Raw genomic sequence first — 25,747 nt, 5'->3', positions numbered from 1 at the left:
GATAAATGGTTAATAAAATCATCAGTACGCAGATTTGGCTGTGCTGATTTGGGCATGAACATGGTGCTACGATAGGTATAGTAGATGAATCAGCGTCAAGAAATTTTTGCATATGCACTTACGCAGTATGGTGTATCAGCCGAGTATTTATGGGCAAATTTGCCCGATTATGCCGTGCTTAGGCACCCAAGCAGTGGCGGACAAAAGGGCAAATGGTTTGCCTTGATTGGTCATATTGAATATCACAAACTGGGGGTTGCTAGGCTGGGCAGCAGTGATTTTTTGAATATAAAATGCCGACCTGATATGGTGATGATTTTGCAGCAGCAACAGGGTATATTGCCTGCTTATCACATGAATAAACAGCATTGGCTGACGATACTGCTTGATGGCTCTGTGCCGTTTGATGAGCTGGTGCTGCTGATTGATGGCAGTTATGATTTGACCAAGCCAAAGAAGTTATTAAGAAAAACAAAAATCTAAATAAATTTTAATTTACTATCAAGTAGCTACTGGTGTTTTAATGATAATATCACAGGCTTGATTGAGTTTGCTTTGACAAAAACACCCATCAAGCAGCAAAGCATGATGGGTGGATTGCCATGATGGCAGTGTATTTCTTGCACAAGTCAAGCACGGTCAAATGATGCAAGCAGCCAAAGCTGACAGGCTGGCAATTTTAGGCAAGCGTTGCACCGATGGGCATGGTATCAGGCAGTAGCACAACGCTGAGCTTGCCTTCTTTTTCGGCGGATAAAATCATGCCTTCAGAGATGCCAAATTTCATCTTGCGAGGAGCAAGATTGGTAACACAAATCACCTTTTTACCAACCAGTGTTTCGGGTTCATAAAATTTGGCAATACCGCTAAAGACATTGCGTGGGCTATCCTCACCAATATCCAAAGAAAACTGTAACAACTTATCAGCCCCCTGAACACGGCTACAGCTTAGCACATGGGCTACTTTCATCTCAACTTTGGCAAAATCATCAATGCCGATGTGGGCTGCGGTCGCTTGGGGTGTTGCTTGTTTGTTGTCATTGCTGGCAGTGGTTGCAGCTAGGCTGTCTTTGGATTCGTCAATCATGGCGTTGATTTTGTCTTTTTCTACACGGCTCATCAAGGGGTTAAATGGATTGATTTGATGATCAAGCAATAGCCGATGGCGTGTCGCAAATTGCAGTGTCTCAACATTAAGAAAGCGTCGTGCATTTTCTGCCAATTGGGGTAATATCGGTGATAGATAAATCATCAGCTTGTGGAAAATATTCAAAGCAACGGTGCATACTGCCTGCACTTCATCTGTTTTGCCTTCTTTGTTCAATGCCCATGGTTTGTTGGCATCGATGTATTCGTTGGCCTTGTCGGCACACGCCATAATTAGGCGAGTTGCTCGTGAAAACTCTCTGTCTTGATAGGCTTGGGCAATGTCATCACCACAAGCGATAATCTCCTCAAGCAGTACAGGCTCTGCTAGGTGCTGAGCGAGTTTGCCAGCGTTATTTTTGTGGATAAATCCTGCCGAGCGTGAAGCGATGTTTACCACTTTGCCCACCAAGTCAGAATTAACCTTTTGCATAAAATCATCAAGATCTAGGTTAATATCCTCAACGCTGGCTGATAATTTGCTGGCAAAATAATAACGCAGATATTCAGGGTTTAGGTGGTTAAGATAAGTCGCCGCTTGGATAAAAGTGCCACGAGATTTGCTCATTTTTTCACCATTTACGGTCAAAAATCCATGAGCATTGATGGCTGTTGGTGTGCGAAATCCTGCACCTTCAAGCATGGCAGGCCAAAACAGTGCGTGAAAATAGACAATGTCTTTGCCGATAAAGTGGTACAGCTCAGTACTGCTGTCTTTTTGCCAATATTCATCAAAATCAAGACCTGTGCGACTGCATAGGTTTTTAAAACTCGCCATGTAGCCAACAGGGGCATCAAGCCAGACATAAAAATATTTATCAGGCTCACCTGCAGGCGTGTTGGGAATTTTAAAGCCAAAATAAGGAGCATCTCGGCTGATATCCCAAGGGGCAAGCCCTGCTTGAAACCATTCGCTAAGTTTGTTGTAGATTGCTGATTGCAATCTGCCTTCTGATTTTGTCCATGATTGCAAAAAAGTGTCAAATTTTGGCAAATCAAAAAAATAATGCTTGGACGATTTTATGACAGGCGTGCTGTCGCTTAGCGTAGAGTAGGGGTTTTTTAGCTCGGTGGCGTTATAAGTGCTTGAGCAAACCTCACAGTTGTCGCCGTATTGGTCTTTTGCTCCGCATTCTGGGCATTCACCTTTGACAAAGCGATCTGCCAAAAATAACCCTTTTTTGGTGTCGAATAATTGTTCAACATCTTTGGTAAAAATATAACCTGCGGCTTCAAGTTTGGTATAAATTTCTTGGCTTAATTGCTCATTTTCTGGGCTGTGCGTTGAATAATAATTGTCAAAATCAATAAAAAACCCTGCAAAATCTTGCTCATGAGCGGCTTTGACGGTGGCAATTTGCTCCTCTGGGCTAATGCCGTTGGCCTCTGCTTTTAGCATGATGGCGGTGCCATGAGCGTCATCGGCACACACATAAGTAACGGTATGCCCCATGGCTTTCATGGCACGCACCCAGATGTCAGTCTGGATATATTCAACCAAATGCCCCAGATGGATTGGGCCGTTGGCATAAGGCAAGGCACTGGTTACTAAAATCTTGCGGTTGGCGGTGCTGGCAGTCATGGTAAAATCAAACCCTTGTACAAATCATTATTTTAAATAGCTAAACTGCTTATCATACCTGATATCGCGATGAAAATCATCAAAAATCTATGCTTGTGTGGCAATTTTGCAGGCTTTCTGGAGTTTTGTGTACAGACCTTTTATTTTTTGGCAAAATTTTGATATGATAGCTGCTGATATCGCATTGTTTTGGAAAATAATATGACAGACGCAACCATTTGCAGCACTTCTTTGGCAGCTGCTCAAAATTCGCTTATGCTTTATGATACGCTGACAGCAAGCAAGCGTAGATTTGTGCCGATGCGGGCGGGTCGAGTGGGTATTTATGTGTGTGGCATGACGGTTTATGATTATTGCCACATGGGTCATGCACGAGTGATGGTTGGCTTTGATGTAATTGTGCGATGGTTGCGACAGCTGGGTTATGAGGTCAATTATGTGCGTAATATCACCGATATTGATGACAAAATCATCAATCGTGCCAATGAAAATGGCGAAACCATCTCGCAGCTGACCGAAAGATTCATTCAGGCAATGCACGCAGATGAACAAAAACTTGGCTGTGCCTCACCTGATGCCGAGCCAAAAGCCACGCTTCATATCAATGCTATGCAGCAGATGATTCAAACCTTGATTGACAAAAATCTCGCCTATCAAGGTGCAGGTGGCGATGTGTATTACGCAGTGGAGCGTTTTGCTGATTATGGCAAGCTCTCCAAGCGAAAACTGGCACAAATGCAAGCAGGTGCATCAGAGCGAGTTGGGGTGAGTGATGACAAGCAAAATCCTTTTGATTTTGTTTTGTGGAAATCTGCCAAGCCGTCTGAGCCACATTGGGCAAGCCCGTGGGGGGCAGGCCGTCCAGGTTGGCATATTGAATGCAGTGCGATGAGTACCTGCTGCTTGGGTGAGACTTTTGATATTCATGGCGGTGGTCATGATTTGCAGTTTCCTCATCATGAAAATGAAATTGCCCAAAGCGAGGGTGCAACTGGCAAGACCTATGCCAACAATTGGATGCACATGGGTTTTATTAATATCGATGGCGAAAAAATGAGCAAATCTTTGGGTAATTTTTTCACCATTGGCGAAGTTTTGGAAAAATTCCACCCCGAAACGGTGCGTTTTTTCTTGTTATCCAGCCATTATCGCAGTCCTGTGAACTTTTCTGATACCGCCTTAAAAGAAAGCCACACGGCATTAAGCCGCTTGTACCAATCGCTCAAATCTGCCGAAGCCATTGGCAAGGTTGTTATTGACAATGCAGCATGGGCAAGCCAAGCGGGGCAGGCTTTTATTGAGGCGATGAATGATGATTTTAACACCGCAAAAGCAACCAGCGTATTGTTTGGCTTGGCGGCAAGTATCAACCGTGCAATTAAGGCGGAACAAACGGCAGAGGCTCTTCATCTTGCTTGCACCCTAAAGACTTTGGCAAGTGTGCTAAATATCGCTCAAGCAACACCGAGTGAATTTTTGCAGGCAAAAATCGGCAACGAAGCAGGGCTAAGCGATGAGCAGATTGAGCAAAAAATCACTCAGCGTGCCACTGCCAAATCACAAAAGAATTTTGCCTTGGCGGACAGCATTCGTGATGAGCTAAAGCAGCTGGGGGTTGAGCTGGAGGATAGCCGTGCAGGTACCAGCTGGCGTAGGATTTGATTTGTTGTAAGTTTGGTTATTAAAATTACCAACAAAACACAACACAATGCACAATAAAAGACAAATACCAAAACCAACAGTGCTTTATTCTTTGGCAAAGTGGTTTTGGTATTTTTTATTTATCCATAAATCCAAGCAAGGCTTGATGCTAGGCTTGTTAATTAAATGAAACAAAAAAGATGGTTGTGATAACCATCTTTTTGGGAGCATTAATCCAGACTCTCAAGGCGTATGCGTACCACAGGCTCGGTTACGGCAGCAAGTGCTTCAATTTGAGCGATGGCGGCATTCATTTGCTTTTCGACAACGGGCAGTGTCAAGATGATGATTGGCACAAGCCCTGATTTGTGTGCATCACGCTGCAAGATGGCATCAATATTAATGCCATTATCACTCAAGATACGCGTGGCACTTGCCAACACGCCCAGCTCGTCTTTGACAGTCAGTCGCAGATAATAGCCGCAGGTCATCTCATCGCTGCTTAAAATACGCGTATCTGACAGCTCTTCTGGTATGAATGCCAAATGTGGCACATCGCTTGGGGTGGCTGCTTTGATGACATAAATCAAATCCATCACATCTGCCATCACTGCCGATGCAGTTGCACCAGCACCAGCACCATCGCCATAATACAAAGACTGCCCCAGTGGATGAGCGTCAATCATGACGGCATTTTTTACGCCATTGACATTGGCAAGCAGGGCATCAGCAGGGATTAGGGCAGGGTGAACACGCAGTTCGATGCCTTCATCACGGCGAATGGCAAAACCCAAATGCTTGATGGTGTAGCCAAGATCTTTGGCATAGATGACATCTTGCAGGTTGATTTTGGTAATGCCTTCACAATACACTTTGTCAAACTGCACAGGGATACCAAAGGCAATCGAGGCAAGTAATGACAGCTTGTGAGCGGCATCAATGCCCTCAACATCAAAAGTAGGGTCAGCTTCGGCATAACCTAGGGCTTGTGCTTCGGCAAGCACTTCATCAAATTTGCGATTTTTTTGTTGCATTTCGCTCATGATAAAATTGCCCGTGCCGTTGATGATGCCAGTCAGCCAGTCAATTTTATTTGCCGCCAAAGCCTCTCGCACAACCTTGATGATGGGAATGCCACCAGCAACTGCCGCCTCATAACGCACTTGCACGCCATGTTCTTCGGCAAGGCGGAAAATCTCGTTGCCGTGCTTGGCAAGCAGGGCTTTGTTGGCGGTAACAATATGTTTTTTGTGGCGAATGGCGTGCGTGATGACTTCATAGGCGATGTCTGTACCGCCAATAACCTCAATGATGATATCCACATCACTTGCTGCGGCAATAGCCATCAAATCATCAGTTTGGCGAATGGTTGGGTCAATATCATCACGCTGACGGCGTGTGCCAGCATAAGTTACCTTGAGATGATGACCGCTTCTACGAGCCAATTCTTTGGCATTGTCCTTAATGAGATTTAGCACGCCTGTACCGACAGTGCCAAGACCCAGCACGGCAAGATTGATGGTGTTTTTCACAAAATGCTCCGTTGTGTCGGAAAGTCTTTAAGATTAATCAGCCTAACAGCAAAAATTTGCCTTGATTGGCATAATCAAATACCGTCATAAACATACCAATAAGCCATTGCAACAAACAAATGATGAGCAGGCACTTTTTCGTCCAGCCAAGAAGAGCTTTGGGGCTTGGGTGCGTTTTGTTTGGTGATGGTTTGTTAAGCTGTGTTTGAAGTTTAAATGCTCTAATCTACCACAACTTTGTGTTTTATGCCAGAGATTTTTTGGGTTTGTTGCCAAATTTTCAGGGTGTGATTAAGTGGTTTGGAATTGCCGTGTCGCTAGGTGCTTTGCTTTTAAATTATTACTGGCAGGACTTGGGCATAAAAGGCAAGGCTGGCGTTTTTAGCCAACCTTGCCAGATGTTAGTTGCTTGTGGCGGCTTTGATAAGCTCACTGGCTGGCAGATAGCCACCAATTTGCCGACCTGATTCGGTAAATATCGCAGGCGTGCCACTGACTCCAAGTTGTAGGCCTAATGATTTGTGGCGTTTGACAGGATTATCGCAAGTGGTGCTGTTGATGGTTTGACCTTGCTTGGCAGCGGTTAGGGCAGCTTTGCGGTCTGTGCTACACCAAATCGATTCAACCAACGGAATATCGCGTTCGGCTCGTGGCCATGCCAAATAGCGTACCTCAATACCACCTGCGGTAATTTGCTCAATTTCTTTGTGAAGTTTTTGGCAATATGAGCAAGTTGGGTCGGTGAAAACATAAACAGCAGCTTGTTTTTTGCCTTTGGCAGGGTAGATAATCATCTCACTGCTGTCAATGTTTGCCAAGGATTGTTTGGCAATATTGGCAATGGCATCAGCACCGATATCTTGGATATCAGGCTGACCTAATTTGACGATTTGCCCTTGAATCAGATAGCTGCCTGTCTTGTCGGTAAACATGGCTGGTGCATCATCAAAATTTACCCAAAAAATATCAGGCATGGCGGTGGCATAGGCAGCAATGGGCTTAATACCAACCTCGGATTTTGCAAGGTTGTTTTGCAGGGCTGCGACCACTTCACTGTTGCTTTGCTGCTCGGTGGTTGGGGTGCTTTGGGTGGCTGCGGTGGCTTTTGTGGCACTTTGGGCGGTATTTTGACCACAGGCGGTCAGCAGTATGGTGGCGATGAGTATTGTTAAGCGTGATTTGATGGTTGTCATGTCATCTCTCAATAAAATAGCTAAAGTTGGGTGATGGGTATGATTATTATGCCAAAAATCATCATTTTGTGCAAAATTAGCCAAAATTTAGCAGCCAATATTTAAAGATAAATGAACTCTTCCATTGCGTTGCTCAAAACTTGCCAAAGGTTGATTTTCACCCAGACATCCATCTTCTTCTTCGTTTTTAAACTTGATTGTCTTTTGTAAGTTTAGGTATTGTTGTTTGCTCATTGGTTTAAATGTTGCATAAAATCCAACATAGTCGCATTCGTCACAACCAAGATAATAGCTAAAACTTTGCAAAGGTAGTCCATACAGCGTGGCATTTTTTAAAGGATATACAGCCATCAGATAGGTATCATCTTTATTATAATACACTTTAGCTGGTAGCATATCATTGCGATAAGCTATGCTGATATTGTTAAATTTACCTGTCCTTGCCATCTTGCTAAGTTTATAAATAGGCTGAGTATCTGGATTTTGATTCTTGGTATTGGTGATTTGCTCAAAGGTATTTTCCATAATACTATCAAGTAATTTGCCATCATCGCCTTTCTTGCCTTGCTCAAGATAACTAAATGCAGCTGTCCAATCTGCTGCATAAAGATTATTGGTCAGACCAATGCCAATTATAAACAAAATACAACTCTTCATTTATGATCTCCATTATCTTGGTATATTTTTAAGGTTTGATGATTTCAAAATTAAAACAATCGTCTGATTTTTGATATACTTAACGACCAACATTGGGATTTTATCATTGATATAAAGGAGAATGAAGAAAATTTTGCAAAAAATCACCATTTTATGATACAATACGGCGTTATTTTACAGCTGTCTTTTGTAATTATTTTGCCGATTGGCGGTAAATTGATTATGATTTGGCACTTATACAGGAAAATAACCATGCTACGCATTGCCTACGACGCCTTGACTTTTGATGATGTCTTGTTGTTGCCCGCCTATTCTGAAATCCTACCCAAACAAACCAATCTAACCACACGCCTAACCACGGATATTCAGCTAAATTTGCCGATTATCTCAGCGGCGATGGATACAGTTACCGAATCAAAAATGGCAATCACAATGGCACAGCTTGGTGGTATGGGGATTATCCATAAAAACATGGACATTGCTCATCAGGCACGCCGTGTTCGCCATGTTAAAAAGTTCGAGGCTGGTACAGTGGCAGACCCCATTACGGTTACACCTGATGTCAGTGTTGGCGAGCTGCTTGCCCTGACTCGTGAGCATAAAATCAGTGGTGTGCCTGTGGTGGAAGCTGGTACAAATAAAGTGGTGGGCATTGTTACCCATCGCGATTTGCGATTTGAGACCAATTTGGATCAGCCAGTTGCCAATGTCATGACCCCAAAAGACAAGCTGGTTACGGTCAAAGAGGGCGAAACCCAAGAACGCATTAAAGAATTATTACACAAGCATCGCATCGAAAAAGTTGTGGTGATTGATGATGAATATCGCCTAAAAGGCTTGATTACTGTCAATGATTTTGCCAAAGCCGAAAACAATCCCAATGCTGCCAAAGACAGTCAGGGACGCTTGCGTGTCGGTGCGGCTGTGGGGACAGGGGCGGATACCGAAGCTCGTGTTGAGGCATTGCTTGAGGCTCAGGTTGATGTCATCATCGTTGATACCGCACACGGACACTCAAAAGGGGTGATTGACCGTGTTGCATGGATTAAGAAAAACTACCCCAATACCCAAGTCATCGGTGGCAATATCGCAACAGGTGATGCAGCATTGGCATTGATGGATGCAGGAGCAAATGCTGTTAAGGTTGGTATCGGACCGGGTTCTATTTGTACAACTCGTATTATCGCAGGCATTGGCGTGCCACAAATCAGTGCCATTGATAATGTAGCCACTGCATTAAAAGACCGCATTCCACTGATTGCCGATGGCGGTATCCGCTTTAGTGGCGATATGGCAAAAGCCATCGCTGCAGGTGCATCTTGTATCATGGTGGGCAGTTTGTTGGCTGGTACCGAAGAGGCACCGGGCGAGGTTGAGCTATTCCAAGGCCGTTACTACAAAGCATATCGTGGCATGGGTAGTCTGGGGGCGATGAGCGGACAAAATGGCTCATCAGATCGCTATTTTCAGGATGCCAAAGACGGTGTTGAAAAGCTCGTGCCAGAAGGCATTGAGGGTCGTGTACCATACAAAGGCCCTGTGTCGGGCATTATTGGGCAGTTGGCAGGTGGCTTGCGTTCAAGCATGGGCTATACAGGCTGTGCAACCATTGAGCAGATGCGTAAAAATACCACTTTTGTCAAAGTTACCTCAGCAGGCATGAAAGAATCCCATGTTCATGATGTGCAGATTACCAAAGAAGCACCGAACTATCGCCAAAACTAAGCCTGTCAATCCAAAAAGCCAAATCATTGCATTTGGCTTTTTTTTTGTGCCTTTGGTTTGCCCTATGGGATTTTGGCGTTGATTTATTCATAATATTTATCGGCAGGACAGTCATGCTTGCATGAACTGAACGGTTGTTGTATTTACCATATTACAAATACAAGTCATTTGCATTTATTTTATTAAATAGTACAAATTATCATTTACAAACAAAAAATATTCTGCTAGAATTCTTGCTTGTACCTTACCAGCTTGTTGTGTTGATTGTATTATTGTATAATTTCTTGCCATAATATCGCTGGTGTTGGGTAATTGTTGCTATAACCAAAAACTAAGTTTTGTCCAAAAATCATTGGAGAATTTATGAAAAAATTGCAATTATTGCCGTTGAGCGTTGCTGTTGCTACCGTTTGCTATGGCACTGCTTTTGCAGCAACCAAAACAACTCCCCCTGCAACTGCTAATGTCGTGTTGGCAACTGATTATGTTACTGCTGACAGACAAGGTGCCAAAGTAAAAACCAATGTTGTAACCACAGCACAAAAGAACGAAAGCACCGAGACGGATTTGCGTGGCTTACTGAACCAAGAGCCAGCCATTGAGTTTGCAGGTGGTAATGGCACATCGCAATATGTTGCCATTCGTGGTATGGGTCAAAACTCTATCGATATCAAGGTGGATAATGGCTACAGCGATGCACAAGTACTATATCATCAAAGCAGATTTATCCTAGATCCAAGTTTGGTAAAAATTGTCAGTGTCCAAAAAGGGGCAGGTTCGGCATCGGCGGGTATTGGTGCAACCAATGGGGCAATCATCGCAAAAACACTGGATGCTGCCGATTTATTAAAGGGCAGTGATAAAAATTATGGTGTAAAGCTCAATGCAGGCTATGCCAGCAATGGTAAAACTGCCAGCTACGGCGTAACTGCTTTTGGTAAGGCGGACAATTTTGATTTGTTATTATCTGCCAATCGTGCCGATGATGATGAAAATTATAAAGCAGGTAAGGATTACAAAAACCCTGTTGATGGCTCATCTGTCATCACCTACAGTGCGTTGGACAAGCAAGCATTTTTGGCAAAAGCAGGTCTGAACTTGGGCAATCATCGCTTGGTATTAAGCCAAACTCGTGAGATTACCAAAGGTATGCGTACGGTGCGTGAGGAATTTCCTGACTTTGGGGGTACGGACACTCGCCAAAGTCCAAGCTATCGTGAGATGAGCAAAGACCAGACAAACCTTGAGTGGACGACCAAAAACCTAGGTTTTGCCGATATTACTGCCAATGCTTATTTGATTAAAAATGAACGCTATTCGGCAGATGACAGTGGCTGTGGCTATTGCGGCAACATTCAAGGCCCAACCACGACAACCATCACCACAAAAGGTGCGAACATTAACTTTGACAGTCAGGTTGGCGAATCAACTTTGGTAAAATACGGGGTGAATTACCGCTATCAAGAAGCACAGCCGCCATTTTATTCCAAAGCTACCGATAGAATCAATGTTGCTGGAAGGGGACAGCCTCGGCAGATGGTTGAATTGGGGGCTGATGTTCGAAATGCCGAAAAAACGGACACAGGTGCTTACTTTGAGGCAATCAGTGATGTCGGTCCAGTTACTGTAACTGCAGGCGTGCGTTATGACCACTTCACCTACAAGGCAATGGACGGCAAAACCGTATCTGATGGGGCAATTAACCCAAGCCTTGGTCTGATTTGGCAAGCGACACCATCGCTTAGCTTAAATGCCAACCACAACTACGCTACTCGTAGCCCACGCCTATATGATGCGGTGATGTCGCATGGCAGACGCGGTATTATTTCAATCGCTGATGGCACCAAGGCAGAACGGGCACGCAATACCGAAGTTGGTTTTAACCTAAATCATACTTTTGCCAATGAAGGTAAATTGACGCTTGATGGTAGCTATTTCTGGCAAAAAATTGACGATGCGGTAGTAAATCCACAAAACCGCCATGATGCCAAACAAATTCGCAATATTGCCAATGTTGGCTATATCACCAATCAGGGCTATGAAGTGGGTGTTGGTTATCGCCAAGGTGGATTGACAGCTCGTGTTAGCGTCTCTGATAACGATCCAAAATTCCATGGTTTGCCAGATATCGAAGGCGATCTAAATCCAGATTTTGCCTTTAATATCGGTCGCACAGTAACCAGTTCTTTGTCTTACCGCTTTAAAAATCCAAACCTAGAAGTAGGCGTGCGTAACCGTGATGTAACCACCACTGTGGGTGCGGTTAATGATAACTCGGTTGCTAATCCAATTCGCCCAAGTTATAACAAAACTGACCTATTTGCCAACTGGAAGCCTTATGGCACAGACAAGCTGAATGTTAATTTTGCAATTAACAATGTGGCTGATAAATACTACCTACCACATTCACAGCGTGCCAATTCTGGCGTACCTGCACAAGGGCGTGATTATCGTGTCGGTGTGAATTTTACTTTCTAAGCAGTCAATCACTGCTTTCTCCACGAACACCCAAGATGACAAACTTGGGTGTTTTTTTGACCATAAATGCAGCATATAACAATAGGGCTGGCTTATCATTGTAATAATGGATAGAGGCATTGTCTGAATAATCATACGCTTACAATGGAAAGGTTTGGCTTGTTAAACTTTCAGCCAGAATTTGTATTTTGCTTACAATATATATTTTATTATTACAAAATAATGGTGGTCTGTTTTGTGCTGGATATTTTATAGTTATTTATCTTGCTGGGCAAAAATCAATAAGGCAGAATACACGCCTGTGGCAGGCAGTCTTGCTGAATATACACAGTGTTGGTGCGATTGATATTTTTGCGTATCGGAGTTTGCTTGGGTTAATTGGTCAAATTGCACAATTGAGCAGTTGTGGCTTGGGGTGTATGGCTTTGACAAAGTCAAGTGTGGCAGGACTACGGTTGATTTGTTGGTATGATATTTGCTGAGCTTTGATGATTTGGGTTTTGCTTGTTGGCGTTATGTGATAGAAAAACTCGTTGTATTTTGATCGGCAGGAAGTACCGCCAAAATACAACAAGCAATGGCGTGGGTTTAGCCAGTTGGTAGGCGTTTTTTTTCCAAAAACAACATGTCATAAATCACCAAAGCCATACCGACACAAATCCCAATATCGGCGGTATTAAAAATGGGATAATTCCATACATTGGCATAATGTACATGAATAAAATCAATGACATAGCCATGTACCGCCCGATCAATCACATTGCCCAAAGCACCGCCCAGCACGCCAGCCAAACCAAGGCTTAGTACTTTGGCAGTTTTTGGGATTTGGCGTAAATAGATGACGATATAAGCAGTTACCACAATGCCCAAAATGATAAAAAACCATTTTTGCCAACCGCCAGCGTCTGCCAAAAAGCTAAAAGCAGCACCGTAGTTATAAGCCAAAGTCCAATTCAGCACAGGCTCGATGACACTGATGCTCTCGCCCAGTGCCAATTTATTGTCAAAATAATGCTTGATGAATTGGTCAAATGCCAGCACCAATAAACCAATGCCATAATAAATAAAGGCGGCATTGCCATTTGGTGCAAGTGGGTGCGTCTTAGGCATAATTTCTTACCTCGCCTGTGTGTAAATTGGTAATGCAGCGACCACAAAGCTCGGGGTGGTTGCTGTCTGTGCCAACATCGGTACGAATGTGCCAACAACGCACGCACTTGCTGCCATTTGCAGCTAGGATGGTGATTTGTGGCGTGTCGCTGATAGCAACGGTGGCATCGGAGGTGATGAATACAAAACGCAACTCATCGGCAAGTTTTGCCAGAGTTTCGGCGGTTTGTTTGTTGGTGTTGATAATGGCTTGGGCGGTTAGGTTGCTGCTGACGATTTTGTCGCTGCGAGCTTGTTCGATAGCTTTATTGACCATTTCTTTCATTTGCAAAATGCCGTCCCAGTCCGCCACGCTGATATCTGCCATCTGTGGCGTAGGTAGCTGATACCAAGTTTGGGTAAAGATATAGCCATCTGTGTTTTTTAGCACCTGCCAAGCCTCTTGAGCAGTAAAGGATAAAATCGGTGCAATCCAACGAAGCAGGGCGTGTGCAATATGATACAGTGCCGTCTGTGCTGAGCGGCGAGGCAGACCGCAGGCTTTGGTGGTGTAGGTGCGATCTTTGATGATATCCAAATAAAACCCGCCCAAATCCTGCGAACAAAATGCCATCACTGCTTGACAAACTTGGTGAAAATCCATGTTGTCATAAGCAGCAATGATGTTTTTTTGTACCGCATGAGTGCGGTGCAGGATATATTTGTCAAGACTGATGAGCGTATCGTCTGCAACCATATCTGTGGCAGGGTTGAAGTCATCGGTGTTGGCAAGTAAGAAACGAATGGTATTGCGAATGCGGCGATACATATCGCTAACACGGTCAAAGCCTTCTTTTGAAACTGCCATCTCGTAGCGATAATCGGATGATGCCACCCATAGACGCACAATGTCAATGCCGTATTTGTCAGCAAGTTCAGCAGGCTCAAAGCCCTTGGTGTTGCCTTTGGATTTGGACAGTTTATAGCCCTTGGCATCAACAGTAAAGCCATGTGTCAGCACTTGCTTAAATGGCGGACGCTTATAAATCGCCTCAGAGACCAGTAGTGATGACTGGAACCAGCCACGGTGCTGATCTGAACCTTCTAAATACAGGTCGGCAGGATTGGCAAGAACCTCACGACTGCCCAATACGGCAAAATTGGTCGCTCCAGAATCAAACCACACATCAAGCGTATCTGTGCATTTTTGATATTCTTTGGCATCATCACCGATAAAATATTCGCTCGGTGTATCAAACCATGCTTCAATGCCACCATTTTCGATAACTTGGGCGACTTTTTCGAGCAACTGCTCGGTATCGGGGTGTAGTTCTTGGGTGTCTTTGTGCATGAAAAATGCAATTGGCACGCCCCAAGTGCGTTGGCGACTGATGCACCAATCAGGGCGAGTGCCCATCATGGATTCGATGCGGTTTTGACCCCATGCAGGTGTCCAAACAACCTTGTCAATATCGGTCAGTGCTTGTTGCTTAAGCCCTTGCTTTTCCATGCTGATGAACCATTGGGCGGTCGCACGAAAGATAATCGGTGTCTTGTGTCGCCAGCAATGTGGATAGCTGTGCGTGATTTTATTATGCTTTAACAGATGTCCAGAAGCTTGTAGGGTATTGATGATTTGTGGCTGTGCTTTGTAGATATGCTCACCAACAAAGACCGTTGCTTCGGGCAGATACACGCCATTGCCACCGACTGGATTTTCGGTGGGTAGGTTGTACTGGCGTCCAACATTATAATCGTCCACCCCGTGTGCAGGAGCGGTATGCACAAGCCCTGTACCACTGTCTGCAGTAACATGATCGCCTGTAATCAGTGGTACTTGACGGCTATCAATTAATGGGTGCTGTGCTGTTAGGGCGGTCAGTGCCTCACCTTTGATGGTTGTGATGCTGTGATAATCAACCAAGCCCACCTCTTTGGCAAAGGTTTCTACCAAATCAGCCGCCACAATAAAACTGGCTTGGCGAGTGATTGGCTTTGGATTTGCGATGGTATAATGCCACATTTTGCCAAATTTATTTTCTACATCTTGCTGATAAATACCGCCGATATTTTTGATGGCTTTGGCAGAGCGTTCATTGCCTTCATGAATGTAGAAATCAACGGTGTTTCTATAGCCAAAGGCGTAGTTTAGCAATGCTTGTTTGATTTCGTCATTTGCCCCTACTTCCCAGTATTCGGCGGCGATAAATGTAAAGCCAATGGCAATGCTGTCATTGTTTGGCTGGTCATCATAAAAACGGGTCGTGCCAATGATTTCGTTGGTTTTTTTGTCAATGATGGCAAAGGCTCGATCTTTGAGTGCTTGTTCAAAAAATGGATCAAACACCTCTGGCAGATGACGCTTGGTTGGCGTCAATGCCCAGATTTCAGGATTGCTTGCCTGTTTTTGTAGCTGGGCTTTATCATTTTTGGTCAATCGTCTTAATAAAAAATTCTCGCTGCTGATTTCATTAGGGATAATAAAATCTGTTGTTTTTCTGCCTTGAATGATGGCATAATCAAGCTCGCTATGAGCTGAGATGGCTTGGTTGGCAGGCAGCGTCCAAGGGGTTGTTGTCCAAATTACCGCTTGTAGTACACCGTCAATATTAGCAGTTGCGGTCAGTTGCTCGCGGTTGGTGATATCAAAGCCAACATAAATCGCATCGGATTGCTTATCTTCGTATTCAACTTCCGCTTCAGCAAGGGCAGATCCACAGTCTAGGCACCAATTGACAGGTTTTAGCCCACGCACGATATGTCCATTGGCATAGATGCGAGCTAGGGCACGCACCGTGTCAGCTTCTTGCTGAAAATTCATTGTCAGGTATGGGTTTTGCCACTCTGCCAGCACACCAAGTCGCTTAAAATCAGCCATCTGCAACTCAACTTGGCTTTTGGCATAGGCTCGGCACGCCCCTCGAAACTCGGTGGCATTGACAATTTCGCCGTTTTTGCTTTTGTCTTTATGGGGCTGACCAACTTTGCCGATAATGCCTTCAACTTTTTGTTCAATGGGCAGGCCATGACAGTCCCAACCCGGCACATAGGGTGCATCATAGCCATCAAGAGTCTTATATTTTATGATAATATCTTTTAAGACTTTATTAACAACATGACCTAGGTGAATCTGACCATTGGCATAAGGAGGGCCGTCGTGCAAGATGTATTTTTTGGCACCTTGTCGAGCCTTACGAATCTGACCATAGACATCGTCTTTTTGCCACTGTTCCAGCCAAATCGGCTCACGCTTGGCAAGATCGCCCCGCATGGCAAAGGCAGTATCAGCAAGGTTTAGGGTGTTTTTGTAGTCAATCGGCTCGCTCATTGTTAGCTCACAAAATTTGATAAAAATTGACTAATTATACTGCAAAAGCAAGATTTTATAAAGACCAAATTGTGCCGATGTTGATAGCTGATTGACCAATATAAGCATGGGTGATTGGTTTTTGTGGGTGTCAATGACACTGGCATTGTTAATAGCACAATCCACAAACTTACTGCAGGCTTAGCAGATTGTGTCTCTGCTGAACTTGCAGGCAGTTCTTGTCAAGCAGCCGCCCTAGGTGCTATGATGGGCGAACTGGCGTTCAGGCGAATTTTGAAACAATAGAGCTTATTAAGGTTAAAGGAGTTTGGAAGAGAAAAATTATGCGTAATGCTCATTTAAATATAGAGAATTAAATATGCAAGCAATATTAAAAGAAATCTATGCTGCCGATGCTGATATTGTACTGACAAAATACCAACCAGAAGACCCTGATTTTTTTGATCTGGATCTATGCTTGCTAATAGGAGCATCGGATAAAGAAGGTGCTGATATTTTTTATTTAACCATTTGCACACCCAAATGGTTTGACGAACAAAATTTCAAAGCACCAGTTCGCGGATATTTATTGGTGGACTGCTTTAATCTTGATCAAATTAAGACAAAAATACAGCATTGTATTGAACAGGCATCGGGCAACAGTTGGCATGAGATTGCCAATCAAATCAATCAGTTTGCACTGTGGGAGTTTGACAATTATCAGTAAGGCATCTTAAAGGATTTGCAACATTTGCCCAATCTCTTAAACACTACCAACCTTAAAAATACCAACCAAAGATGGTGCAAAAATTGAAGATTGGGCAAAGTATACAACTAAGTCCATCCAAATGCCCAATGGTCAATCTATGCAAATTCACTTTTACATGAATACTAAAACAGGTAAAATTGATTACGAAACCAAAGACTACAAAGTAAAAGGAGTGGTAAAACCATGATTGTTAAATTTATCGCAAGGCACAAGCAATACGAAGGTTGGTTAATTAAAGATAAATTGTATGTTGTTTTAGATATTGTTGCCAACTGCTTAGATGGTTCTGTAGAAATTGTGGTTAAAAGCGAAGATATTCATACACCAATTGTGGTGAGCTTAAATGAGTTTGAAATTATTGATAGTCGCCTAATATCTGATTGGGAGGTTTGTGTAAATGATCTGGATGGACTGACTTTAAGGCACCAAAAATTTTCAGGGGATTTTTGGGATAAATTTCATGATGCCGACCCAAATGCTGAAAAAGTATTTTGGCAGGTTTATAATGAGCTTGCAAAACAGTTAGATAGCTATAAGAATGGTTTAGAACAAATGTAATTTTGTAAAACCCTTAGACGAAAACGACATAGGATTTATTAATAACACCAAACACAAACTTGCTGCTGCCCTCACAGGCTGTATTTCTGCTGAAATTGCCAAAAATAACTGTGAATCAGCTGCCCTAGGTGCTATGATAGGTGAGATGGTTGGTGATTGGATGACAAATCGCTATCCAGCAGTCATGATTGATGGTAAAACTGCCTACATCTTATCAGATCAAGACAAACAAAAAATCATCAACACCGCCAAACTGCTGTCAGCATCAGCTGCCTTATTATACGAGTTTGATGTAAATACAGCATCAGCAAGTGCTGAAGAGGCGGTTAGGTGGAATGCTATTTATATCAATAAAGGTAAAGTGCCAGAAGCGGATCAGAATAAAGCAAATGAGATGGCTCGGCATATTAGTAGTGATAGAAATGCTGGATGGAAATTTCTAAGAAGTAAAAGGCAGGCTGATCTCTTATATCAACTAAATACTAATGAAAATTTGGAAATACAAGTTGATGTTAATGATCTGGGTGAGCTGAAAATAACTGGAAGTTCGTGGGAATCTAAACCTGATGGTCGACAGGTAATTGTTGTCAGACCAACTACTTATAATGTATGGGCGATTACAGGAAGTCTGACATTGGTCAGAAGAACCAATGGAACCTATGGCGTGTTTAATGACACCTATAATTTTGAAATGCATAACTCAGGCATTCTGGCAGTCCCTAGAAATATTGAAACAGTTATAGGCTCTCCACGATGCACAGCAACGAGTGGATGTACATCATATAACATTAAATTCAATGGTAATTTTGATGCAAATAAAATAAAAAATCTTAGGGATTTCCAATGAGAAAATATGTAGTATTTTTTATATTTTTTCTGTTAATGTGCACAACTATTATTTATTTATATAAGCAAATCTTTTTTTTAAGAGAGATTCGGCTTAATGGTGATTATTATGCTATTGAGATGGATAATGCATTTTTTGAGTATCTGTCGCTGAAAAATAAAACAGTTGGAGCAATCATAAACCGCACAGAGTATAACAACACTCATTTTATAATTTATACTGAAGGAAAAATATGCGATAGCTCACAAGGTGGCATATTTGAATATTTTCCAAATAATATTATGTATGCTATTTTGGACAATGCTGGAAATCTACTGGTATTTAATAATATAGATGACTATCACTCTTACATATCCTTAAAAAATCTAAATATTGCAAATTTACATATTAATATCAAGGATTTATTTAAAATAAAACAAGCAAATAAATTAGCAAGAGATTCTGGCTGTCTTTAGTAAATTAAACATGGCAAAACAGCAAAAGACAGCTCCAAAACCCCAAACTGTTATTCTGCATTAAATTTGTTATCCAACAAGGTAAATTATTATGCCAAGCCAAGAAATTCACCCACCATTCTTTGATTAAGTCTCAGATGAAGCAATTGGAAGAAGATGGAAAATGAATTGGTTTGTCATCTTAAAGCAGGAAAATCTGTTTCTATTAGGATTGAGATAAGTTATCCAAATGATAAAACAGTGCAACCAAATCAATTTAAGGTTGTTCCAATAATTGATGGTCGTATATTAAATCCTTACGAGTCCAACCAGTGAGTAAAAACTATGAATATAACCTGTGAAAACCAAGCTTATGAGGCAATTTCAGAAGCTCTTGTTGTTTATATACAAACGACTCATGGGAACAGTGCTCTGTAAAAATTGAGATTTACGACTTGATGATAAGAGCGTACGAAAAACTCATTAAAGATGGTGAGATTATTGATGAATATCGAGAAATTCCTTTTGAATTTAGCATACCACGATGAATGCTGCTTTCTTTTTAAACGAAAACAAGGTATTAAATGATGAGCTACAATCCAGAAGCTGAAGAACAAGGTGTTTACATCTTATCAGCTTTCAAAGATGGCATGATTGATGATGCACTATATTTAATAAATAAATATAGTGACAATCACAGTATTTGGTATACATCTAAATCAACAAAATGGAATTGGTTGCATAAAATTTTATTAAGCCCCAGTTCTAATAATTATAAGGCAAGTTTATCGGTAAAATACCTTATCGATCTAGGTCTTGACATCAATGCTCAAGACATCTATGGTATGACACCACTGCATTATGCTTTGCGTAGTGGCAATGCAGAAGCTGCTATTGAATTATTGAATGCAGGGGCTGATCCTAATATTCCTAATATTGATAATCTACGCCCTTTATCCATGGCTGCTTATACCAAAGAAAGAAGTTTAGAAGTACTTGAACTTATGCTTGAAAAAGGCGGTAATGTTCATAACATCATCAATGAAAATGAAACCATCTTGCAAAGTTGGACACCACAAGAGAACTCTGAGCAATGGGAAATTGATATTTATAATATGATGAAAAAATACTCTTAATTTTTCACCCCACCTGTATACACTTTGTATACAAATTTTTACCCTGTATTTCATACAGTTAAAATAATTTTGTCTACAATTTGTAGACAAAATCAAGCATTTTAAATCAACAACTATTTGATTTAAAATGCTTTTTTATACCCTTTAGGTGCGTATGGTGTGGTAGAAAAATTATTGCCTAAAAAACAATAATCAGCCATTAAATTTTGGTAAATTTACTCAAAATCTTTAAAAAATAAAAAATCACCAAAACATCAACAGTGAATCATCAAAATATCACCGAATTATCACCCATTAGCAAACCCCACTTTCTTAAGCAATGGCTGATAAAATTCTGCTCGTTCAGGTTTTAATCAGATATAATAGTACAGAGTAATATATGAGCAATTGGAAAGATTTAAGTAAAAATACAGGGCTGGCTTTGGGAATGCTTGACAATCTCAAAGCTGAGCAAGATATTTTGCAATTTTATGCTACATTTGATAATTGTGAAAAATTGATTATATTTGATGGGTTTTTTAGCTTTAGGTTTTTATTTGAAAGTTATGCTTTTAACATTTTAAACCATCATAGATTAGATGGGATTTCTTGGTTGTTTGAGTCATCACAGACAGAGTACTCTCAATGGTTTGATACACAAAGCGAAAAAATATACAATAAAGAATATAGTCATTATAGGTTGGTATTTTTAAATCATATTGTTGATGTTTTAAGTCAAAAACCACCTTTGATATTTGATAGATAATCTAATTGCTTGTTGATAAAACAGCCATAATGGCAATTATCCAAGCTCCTGACGGCACTTGGGTTGTCTATAGACCTGCAGGTAAAGCAGGAAAAGATACATACCTACCACAGCTACTGTGGAGCTTAGTAGCTCTCGCATAATCAAAAGCATAAGAAATGACAAAAAAGGTAAATTAAAACTTAAATTCCCAAAGGAGTAACCAAATGAAGATGCACCCAAAAGATGCTTTGGCGGCACAGTTTTTTTTAAATATCTTAGTTACTGATCCTATGTCATCAACATATATACTAGAAGGCAATAACCCATGGCAATTTGCCGTGGAGTTTATCTATCGTATATACAGCTGTGGTTTGACAGACTTTGCTTTTGATGTTTTAACCAAGAGTGAACAAAGCCCAAATACAACCTATGATGGCATTGAGGACTTTTGTTATCATTTGTCTATTACTGATCCTGATGATTTTGAATCTATAATCTGGATAGATGCTAATATCATTTTAACTCCATTTGGTCGCAAGCTGATGGAAGCATACTTCAGAGATTTGGATAACTGGGACACAGAAATCAATATACCTTTTATTGAAAAACTCGAAGATATTTTTACTGAGCATGGTTTAGAGTGGGATTTGGAAAATCCGAAGTTTCCTGTAGTGGGTAATTCTGAGTATCTATAAGAGATAAAAGATAAAATCGAAAGCAAACATTGACAGGCTAAAAATATAGATTGGTATTATTTAGGTGCGATAGAGTTAATTAAAGAACTAATGCTGAAAATTCAAATTACCAAAAATGTTGGCGGTAGGGTTGTTGATCGGGTTAAGCAAGGGAAAGCCAATTCAAGCAATGTCCAAAAAGGCAAAACCTGCTCATTTCGTGGCGATATGTTAATCTCAACATTGACAGGATACAAAGCTATTGAAAACATCAATATTGGAGATTTTGTCTTAGCTAAAAATGAGATTACGGGAAAGTTAAACTACCAATCAGTTACAAATAAGTACAGCAATCAATATGATCAAAGTGTCTATATTGAAGTTTGGGACAATCAAGGCAATCAACAAACCTTGGTTTCAAATAAAATCCACCCATTTTTTACCAAGGTAAACCAAGCAAACAATCCACAACCTTCATCAGAGGGTTATGTATATCAAGGCAATATAGCAAATGGTGCTTGGGTTGATGATTAATCCGCCAGTGGCTTTGGGCATCTTGGCTTACGTGGTGTCTAACTATAAAAAGCTGGCACTGAGATTTGGTCGGTCATTGAGAATGTGGATTGTGCTACCAATGAAATTTGTTGGCATTTGTGGTGATTCGGTGATAATATAGCAACATTTGACTGGGTTAATTTACATTTTGATGTGATTTTGGGTTTAGGTATGACAAAATGGTTTCCAAGTTTTCGCCCTTATCAAGGCAATCTTAGCACCACCGCTGTTGCAACCGATGAATATCTGCCACCTGCTCAGACCATCATGCTGGGCTTGCAGCATGTGTTGGCGATGTTTGGGGCGACAGTGCTTGCACCGATTTTGATGGGATTTGATGCCAATTTGGCAATCTTGCTGTCAGGGTTTTGTACGATTTTATTTTTTGTGATGACCAGAGGGCGAGTGCCGAGCTATTTGGGGTCGTCTTTTGCTTTTATTGGCGTGGTCGCTGCCGCAACTGCACACGCAACAGGTTCTGGGGCAAATCCCAATCTGGGCTTGGCATTGGGCGGTATCATTGCCTGTGGTGCTTTGTACGCACTGATTGGTTTTGTGGTAATGACAACAGGCACTGCATGGATCGAAAAACTCATGCCACCTGTGGTTACTGGGGCGGTGGTGATGATTATTGGGCTAAATCTTGCCCCTGTAACCGTGTCATCTGTCGCAGGCAAGCCATTTGAACTGTGGATGACGCTCATAACAGTGCTGTGCATGGGCATGATTGCTGTTTTTAGCACAGGGTTTGTGCAGCGGTTATTGTTACTGCTTGGACTTAGCTTGAGCTATGTGATTTATGCCATTGTTACCAATGTGCTGGGCTTTGGTACGCCGATTGATTTTACGGCGATACAGACGGCAGCATGGGTGGGTATGCCAAATTTTGCCAGCCCTGTGTTTGATGCCAATGCCATGCTTATCATCGCACCTGTGGCATTTATTTTGGTTGCGGAGAATTTGGGGCATATCAAGGCAGTGGGAGCAATGACAGGTCAAAATCTCACCCCAGAGCTTGGGCGAGCGTTTGTTGCCGATGGTGTGGCAACGATGATTTCAGGCTCGGTGGGCGGTACAGGCATGACAACCTATGGCGAGAATATCGGTGTGATGGCGGTTACCAGAGTGTACTCGACTTTGATTTTTGTGGTGGCAGGGCTGTTTGCTATTATTTTGGGATTGTCGCCAAAGTTTGGTGCGTTAATCTCAACCATTCCAACCCCTGTTTTGACAGGTGCGTCCATCGTGGTGTTTGGTCTGATTACCATCGCTGGGGCAAAAATTTGGATTGACAACCGTGTGGATTTTTCGGACAACAAAAACCTGATGGTAGCGACAGTTACGGTGATTTTGGGTACGGGGAATTTTGGTTTGATGATTGGCAGCTTTGATTTGGGTGGTATTGGCACGGCAACTTTTATGGCGATATTTTTGCATTGGCTGCTTAGCCTTAGAAAAGGCAAATCCAGCCACACGCAGAGCAATCATGCTTAAGCGGTTAAAATTTTGCGTGATTGTTACAAAATTTTGCTTTATAATTGGTCTTGTTACACCAACTGCCCAAAGGCAGATTAAATAACAAAAAGGAAGTGGTATTTTGCCGCTTCTTTTATTTTTTGGAAAAAAGTTATGTACAATAATCCTTTATCTTGTTTTAACCAGCCTGATTTTGTTAATGGCTTGGATTGTGCAGTGCAAGCGGTTAGCACGCCTTTGTGGGATATTTTAATTTGGTTGCTGATTGGCATTGGTTTGTTTTTTACAATTTTTTCAGGCTTGGCACAGTTTCGCCTGTTTGGACGCAGTATCAAATCAATGCTGGGCAGCCGCAAGCATGATGGCGAGGGCATTTCTGGCTTTCAGGCTTTTGTAACGGGATTGGCGAGCCGTGTCGGGGTCGGTAATGTTGCAGGGGTGGCAATTGCCATCAGTATCGGCGGTGCTGGTGCGGTATTTTGGATGTGGCTGATTGCCTTGATTGGTATGTGTTCGGCACTTGCCGAGTCAAGTCTTGCCCAGCTGTTTAAGGTGCGTGATAAGGCAACAGGGCAGTTCCGTGGCGGCCCTGCTTATTATATTGAGCAAGGCTTGGGACAAAAATGGCTGGGGCTGCTGTTTGCTTTATCACTGATTGTGTGCTTTGGCTTTGTGTATCAGGCGATTCAGTCAAATACCATCACGCTTGCCATCGCTTCGGCATCAGGGTGCATGACAGATACGCCAGAGTGCCAAAGTGATTGGCAGATTTATAAGCATGTTGTTGGGGCGGTACTGGTGGTTCTGACTGCACCGATTATCTTTGGCGGCATTAAGCGTGTGGCAAGAATCGCTGAAATTATCGTGCCTGCGATGGCGTTGGTATATCTTTTGGTGGCTGTGGTGATTATTGCGATGAATATCACGGCGTTGCCTACGGTGATTGCATTGATTTTCCAAAAGGCATTTGTCTTTGAGGCGGCAGGCGGTGGTCTGTTTGGTTCAATGGTGTCAATTGCGATGATGCAGGGGATTAAGCGAGGCTTGTATTCTAATGAGGCGGGTCAAGGTTCTGCACCCAATGCCGCTGCCGCTGCCAGTGTCAAGCATCCTGTGGAGCAGGGCAATATCCAAATGCTTGGCGTATTTGTGGATACGCTTATCGTCTGTTCTTGCACGGCATTTATTATTTTGTTGGCACAATTGCCCGAAAATGCAGCAAGCCTGACAGGCATTCAGCTCACCCAAGCGGCACTTGAGAGCCATGTGGGCAGCTGGGGACAGTATTTCTTGGCGGTGATTTTGTTTGTGTTTGCCTTCTCAACCATTATTGGCAACTACGCCTATGCTGAATCCAATATGCAGTTTTTAAAGGACAATTCGGCTCTTTTGACAGTATTTCGTATGCTGGTATTGGGCTTTGTTTACTTTGGTGCAGTGGTGAAAGTTGATGTGGTATGGAACATGGGTGATTTGACAATGGGCGTGATGGCATTTATTAACTTAATTACCATTTTGCTGCTGTCTCGCTATGTGTTTGCCTTGGTGAAAGATTATCAAAATCAGCTCAAAGCTGGCATCAGTGAGCCTGTGTTTAAACTTGCAAATTTTGACAGCAAGCTAAAAGACAAAGTCAAATCTGATATTTGGTAATTTTATGGCATGATTAAAAAAGCGAATCTGTTAAGGTTTGCTTTTTATTTTTCTAGATAGTTTAGGGATAAATTAGTTTTTTTGCAGGGTTTTAAAGGATTGAATTAGATGAATGATGGCTGTTTTTTGGCTTTCATTCAAACTCTGTACAAGCTCAATCAATGCTTCATCAATGGCACTTAATTGTTCGTCGGTTTTTTGTTCGCCACAAATTAACCATTCTGGTTTTATATTTAACCATACTGCCAATGTTTGAATTTTATCTTCTGATGGAATTGCAAGTCCAGTCAGCCACTTATGCACCGCTTGTTGGGTAACGGGTGTGTTTGGGTGTTGTAAATTAAACTGAGTTGCAATTTGACTTGTTTTCAACCCTTCGGGGTAAGCCATCTTAATTGCAAGGTTTAATCTTTCACTGAATAATTGCTTATGGGTTTTTATTTTCATTACTTTATTATAGTTTAACGAAAAAAAAACTTGTAAACCATTATGGTTTTTATGTAAACTATAATGGTTTAATTTATTTTATGGAGATGTCATGCCAATTAATACAAGTGCCACACAATCT

Annotated in this window: 23 protein-coding genes; 16 read left to right on the top strand and 7 right to left on the bottom strand. The window is 42.0% G+C overall.

What is annotated here, in order from left to right:
* The first annotated feature begins 84 nt into the window (after nucleotides 1-84).
* Nucleotides 85-483 (top strand): MmcQ/YjbR family DNA-binding protein, encoded by a 399-nt coding sequence (locus EL162_RS09210; RefSeq protein ID WP_126331514.1) that lies wholly within the window; start codon nucleotides 85-87, stop codon nucleotides 481-483.
* Nucleotides 484-679: 196 nt separating this feature from the next.
* Here the strand turns inward: EL162_RS09210 and metG are convergent, their stop codons facing one another.
* Nucleotides 680-2,728, bottom strand: coding sequence for a methionine--tRNA ligase (gene metG / locus EL162_RS09205; RefSeq protein WP_126331513.1), 2,049 nt, complete (start codon nucleotides 2,726-2,728; stop codon nucleotides 680-682).
* 255 nt (nucleotides 2,729-2,983) lie between these two features.
* On the opposite strand from metG, the gene cysS reads away from it, so the two are divergent.
* Entirely contained in the window at nucleotides 2,984-4,390 is a 1,407-nt protein-coding gene (gene cysS, locus EL162_RS09200; RefSeq protein ID WP_446030807.1) for a cysteine--tRNA ligase, read from the top strand.
* Between the two features lie 209 nt (nucleotides 4,391-4,599).
* On the opposite strand, the gene EL162_RS09195 is transcribed toward cysS, so the two are convergent.
* The 3 genes from EL162_RS09195 to EL162_RS09185 all read right to left on the bottom strand — a co-directional run bounded on the left by EL162_RS09195 (nucleotide 4,600) and on the right by EL162_RS09185 (nucleotide 7,751).
* On the bottom strand, nucleotides 4,600-5,901 hold the full coding sequence (locus EL162_RS09195; protein WP_076555963.1) for a homoserine dehydrogenase: 1,302 nt from the start codon (nucleotides 5,899-5,901) through the stop codon (nucleotides 4,600-4,602).
* Nucleotides 5,902-6,302: 401 nt separating this feature from the next.
* Nucleotides 6,303-7,094, bottom strand: coding sequence for a DsbC family protein (locus EL162_RS09190; protein WP_126331511.1), 792 nt, complete (start codon nucleotides 7,092-7,094; stop codon nucleotides 6,303-6,305).
* Nucleotides 7,095-7,181: 87 nt separating this feature from the next.
* Complete coding sequence (locus EL162_RS09185; protein WP_126331510.1) at nucleotides 7,182-7,751, bottom strand: hypothetical protein; 570 nt, start codon at nucleotides 7,749-7,751, stop codon at nucleotides 7,182-7,184.
* Between the two features lie 252 nt (nucleotides 7,752-8,003).
* Between EL162_RS09185 and guaB the strand changes: the two genes are divergently transcribed.
* Complete coding sequence (guaB, locus tag EL162_RS09180; protein WP_076555975.1) at nucleotides 8,004-9,476, top strand: IMP dehydrogenase; 1,473 nt, start codon at nucleotides 8,004-8,006, stop codon at nucleotides 9,474-9,476.
* A 363-nt stretch (nucleotides 9,477-9,839) separates the two neighbouring features.
* Nucleotides 9,840-11,954, top strand: coding sequence for a TonB-dependent receptor domain-containing protein (locus EL162_RS09175; RefSeq protein WP_126331509.1), 2,115 nt, complete (start codon nucleotides 9,840-9,842; stop codon nucleotides 11,952-11,954).
* 588 nt (nucleotides 11,955-12,542) lie between these two features.
* Here EL162_RS09175 and lspA read toward each other — a convergent pair.
* Both lspA and ileS read right to left on the bottom strand, forming a co-directional pair.
* Entirely contained in the window at nucleotides 12,543-13,064 is a 522-nt protein-coding gene (lspA, locus tag EL162_RS09170) for a signal peptidase II (protein ID WP_126331508.1), read from the bottom strand.
* The gene (gene ileS / locus EL162_RS09165) at nucleotides 13,057-16,371 is read right to left on the bottom strand and encodes an isoleucine--tRNA ligase, N-acetyltransferase domain-containing (protein WP_126331507.1); all 3,315 of its coding nucleotides are present in this window, start codon (nucleotides 16,369-16,371) and stop codon (nucleotides 13,057-13,059) included. The genes lspA and ileS overlap by 8 nt, the downstream gene beginning before the upstream one ends.
* Before the next feature lie 114 nt (nucleotides 16,372-16,485).
* On the opposite strand from ileS, the gene EL162_RS10065 reads away from it, so the two are divergent.
* The 12 genes from EL162_RS10065 to EL162_RS09115 all read left to right on the top strand — a co-directional run bounded on the left by EL162_RS10065 (nucleotide 16,486) and on the right by EL162_RS09115 (nucleotide 25,179).
* A complete protein-coding gene (locus EL162_RS10065) occupies nucleotides 16,486-16,656 on the top strand; it encodes a hypothetical protein (RefSeq protein ID WP_170161447.1) in 171 nt (56 codons plus the stop codon).
* A 73-nt stretch (nucleotides 16,657-16,729) separates the two neighbouring features.
* Complete coding sequence (locus tag EL162_RS09160) at nucleotides 16,730-17,077, top strand: Imm8 family immunity protein (RefSeq protein ID WP_126331506.1); 348 nt, start codon at nucleotides 16,730-16,732, stop codon at nucleotides 17,075-17,077.
* 225 nt (nucleotides 17,078-17,302) lie between these two features.
* Nucleotides 17,303-17,677: a hypothetical protein gene (locus tag EL162_RS09155; RefSeq protein ID WP_126331505.1), complete on the top strand. Its 375-nt coding sequence runs from the start codon at nucleotides 17,303-17,305 to the stop codon at nucleotides 17,675-17,677.
* Nucleotides 17,678-17,837: 160 nt separating this feature from the next.
* Nucleotides 17,838-18,524, top strand: coding sequence for a VENN motif pre-toxin domain-containing protein (locus EL162_RS09150; protein ID WP_227543401.1), 687 nt, complete (start codon nucleotides 17,838-17,840; stop codon nucleotides 18,522-18,524).
* Entirely contained in the window at nucleotides 18,521-18,979 is a 459-nt protein-coding gene (locus EL162_RS09145; RefSeq protein ID WP_126331504.1) for a hypothetical protein, read from the top strand. Before EL162_RS09150 ends, EL162_RS09145 begins: the two co-directional genes overlap by 4 nt.
* A gap of 156 nt (nucleotides 18,980-19,135) precedes the next feature.
* Entirely contained in the window at nucleotides 19,136-19,294 is a 159-nt protein-coding gene (locus EL162_RS10060) for a hypothetical protein (protein ID WP_170161446.1), read from the top strand.
* A gap of 248 nt (nucleotides 19,295-19,542) precedes the next feature.
* Nucleotides 19,543-20,094: an ankyrin repeat domain-containing protein gene (locus EL162_RS09140; RefSeq protein ID WP_311195366.1), complete on the top strand. Its 552-nt coding sequence runs from the start codon at nucleotides 19,543-19,545 to the stop codon at nucleotides 20,092-20,094.
* A gap of 379 nt (nucleotides 20,095-20,473) precedes the next feature.
* Nucleotides 20,474-20,839, top strand: a complete 366-nt coding sequence (locus EL162_RS09135) for a hypothetical protein (RefSeq protein ID WP_126331503.1) — start codon at nucleotides 20,474-20,476, stop codon at nucleotides 20,837-20,839.
* A 206-nt stretch (nucleotides 20,840-21,045) separates the two neighbouring features.
* Nucleotides 21,046-21,516, top strand: coding sequence for a hypothetical protein (locus EL162_RS09130; protein WP_126331502.1), 471 nt, complete (start codon nucleotides 21,046-21,048; stop codon nucleotides 21,514-21,516).
* Between the two features lie 90 nt (nucleotides 21,517-21,606).
* Entirely contained in the window at nucleotides 21,607-22,029 is a 423-nt protein-coding gene (locus EL162_RS09125) for a polymorphic toxin-type HINT domain-containing protein (RefSeq protein WP_126331501.1), read from the top strand.
* Between the two features lie 192 nt (nucleotides 22,030-22,221).
* Complete coding sequence (locus tag EL162_RS09120) at nucleotides 22,222-23,544, top strand: solute carrier family 23 protein (protein WP_126331500.1); 1,323 nt, start codon at nucleotides 22,222-22,224, stop codon at nucleotides 23,542-23,544.
* 135 nt (nucleotides 23,545-23,679) lie between these two features.
* A complete protein-coding gene (locus EL162_RS09115; RefSeq protein ID WP_126331499.1) occupies nucleotides 23,680-25,179 on the top strand; it encodes an alanine/glycine:cation symporter family protein in 1,500 nt (499 codons plus the stop codon).
* A gap of 72 nt (nucleotides 25,180-25,251) precedes the next feature.
* Here the strand turns inward: EL162_RS09115 and EL162_RS09110 are convergent, their stop codons facing one another.
* Complete coding sequence (locus EL162_RS09110; protein WP_197718974.1) at nucleotides 25,252-25,569, bottom strand: hypothetical protein; 318 nt, start codon at nucleotides 25,567-25,569, stop codon at nucleotides 25,252-25,254.
* Between the last annotated feature and the right edge of the window lie 178 nt (nucleotides 25,570-25,747).

Origin of the sequence: Moraxella cuniculi, from assembly GCF_900637105.1 — a bacterium.
Classification (GTDB): Bacteria; Pseudomonadota; Gammaproteobacteria; order Pseudomonadales; family Moraxellaceae; genus Moraxella; species Moraxella cuniculi.
The sequence above is the reverse complement of the archived record's forward strand: the minus strand, read 5'-3'. Positions and strand labels throughout refer to the sequence as shown.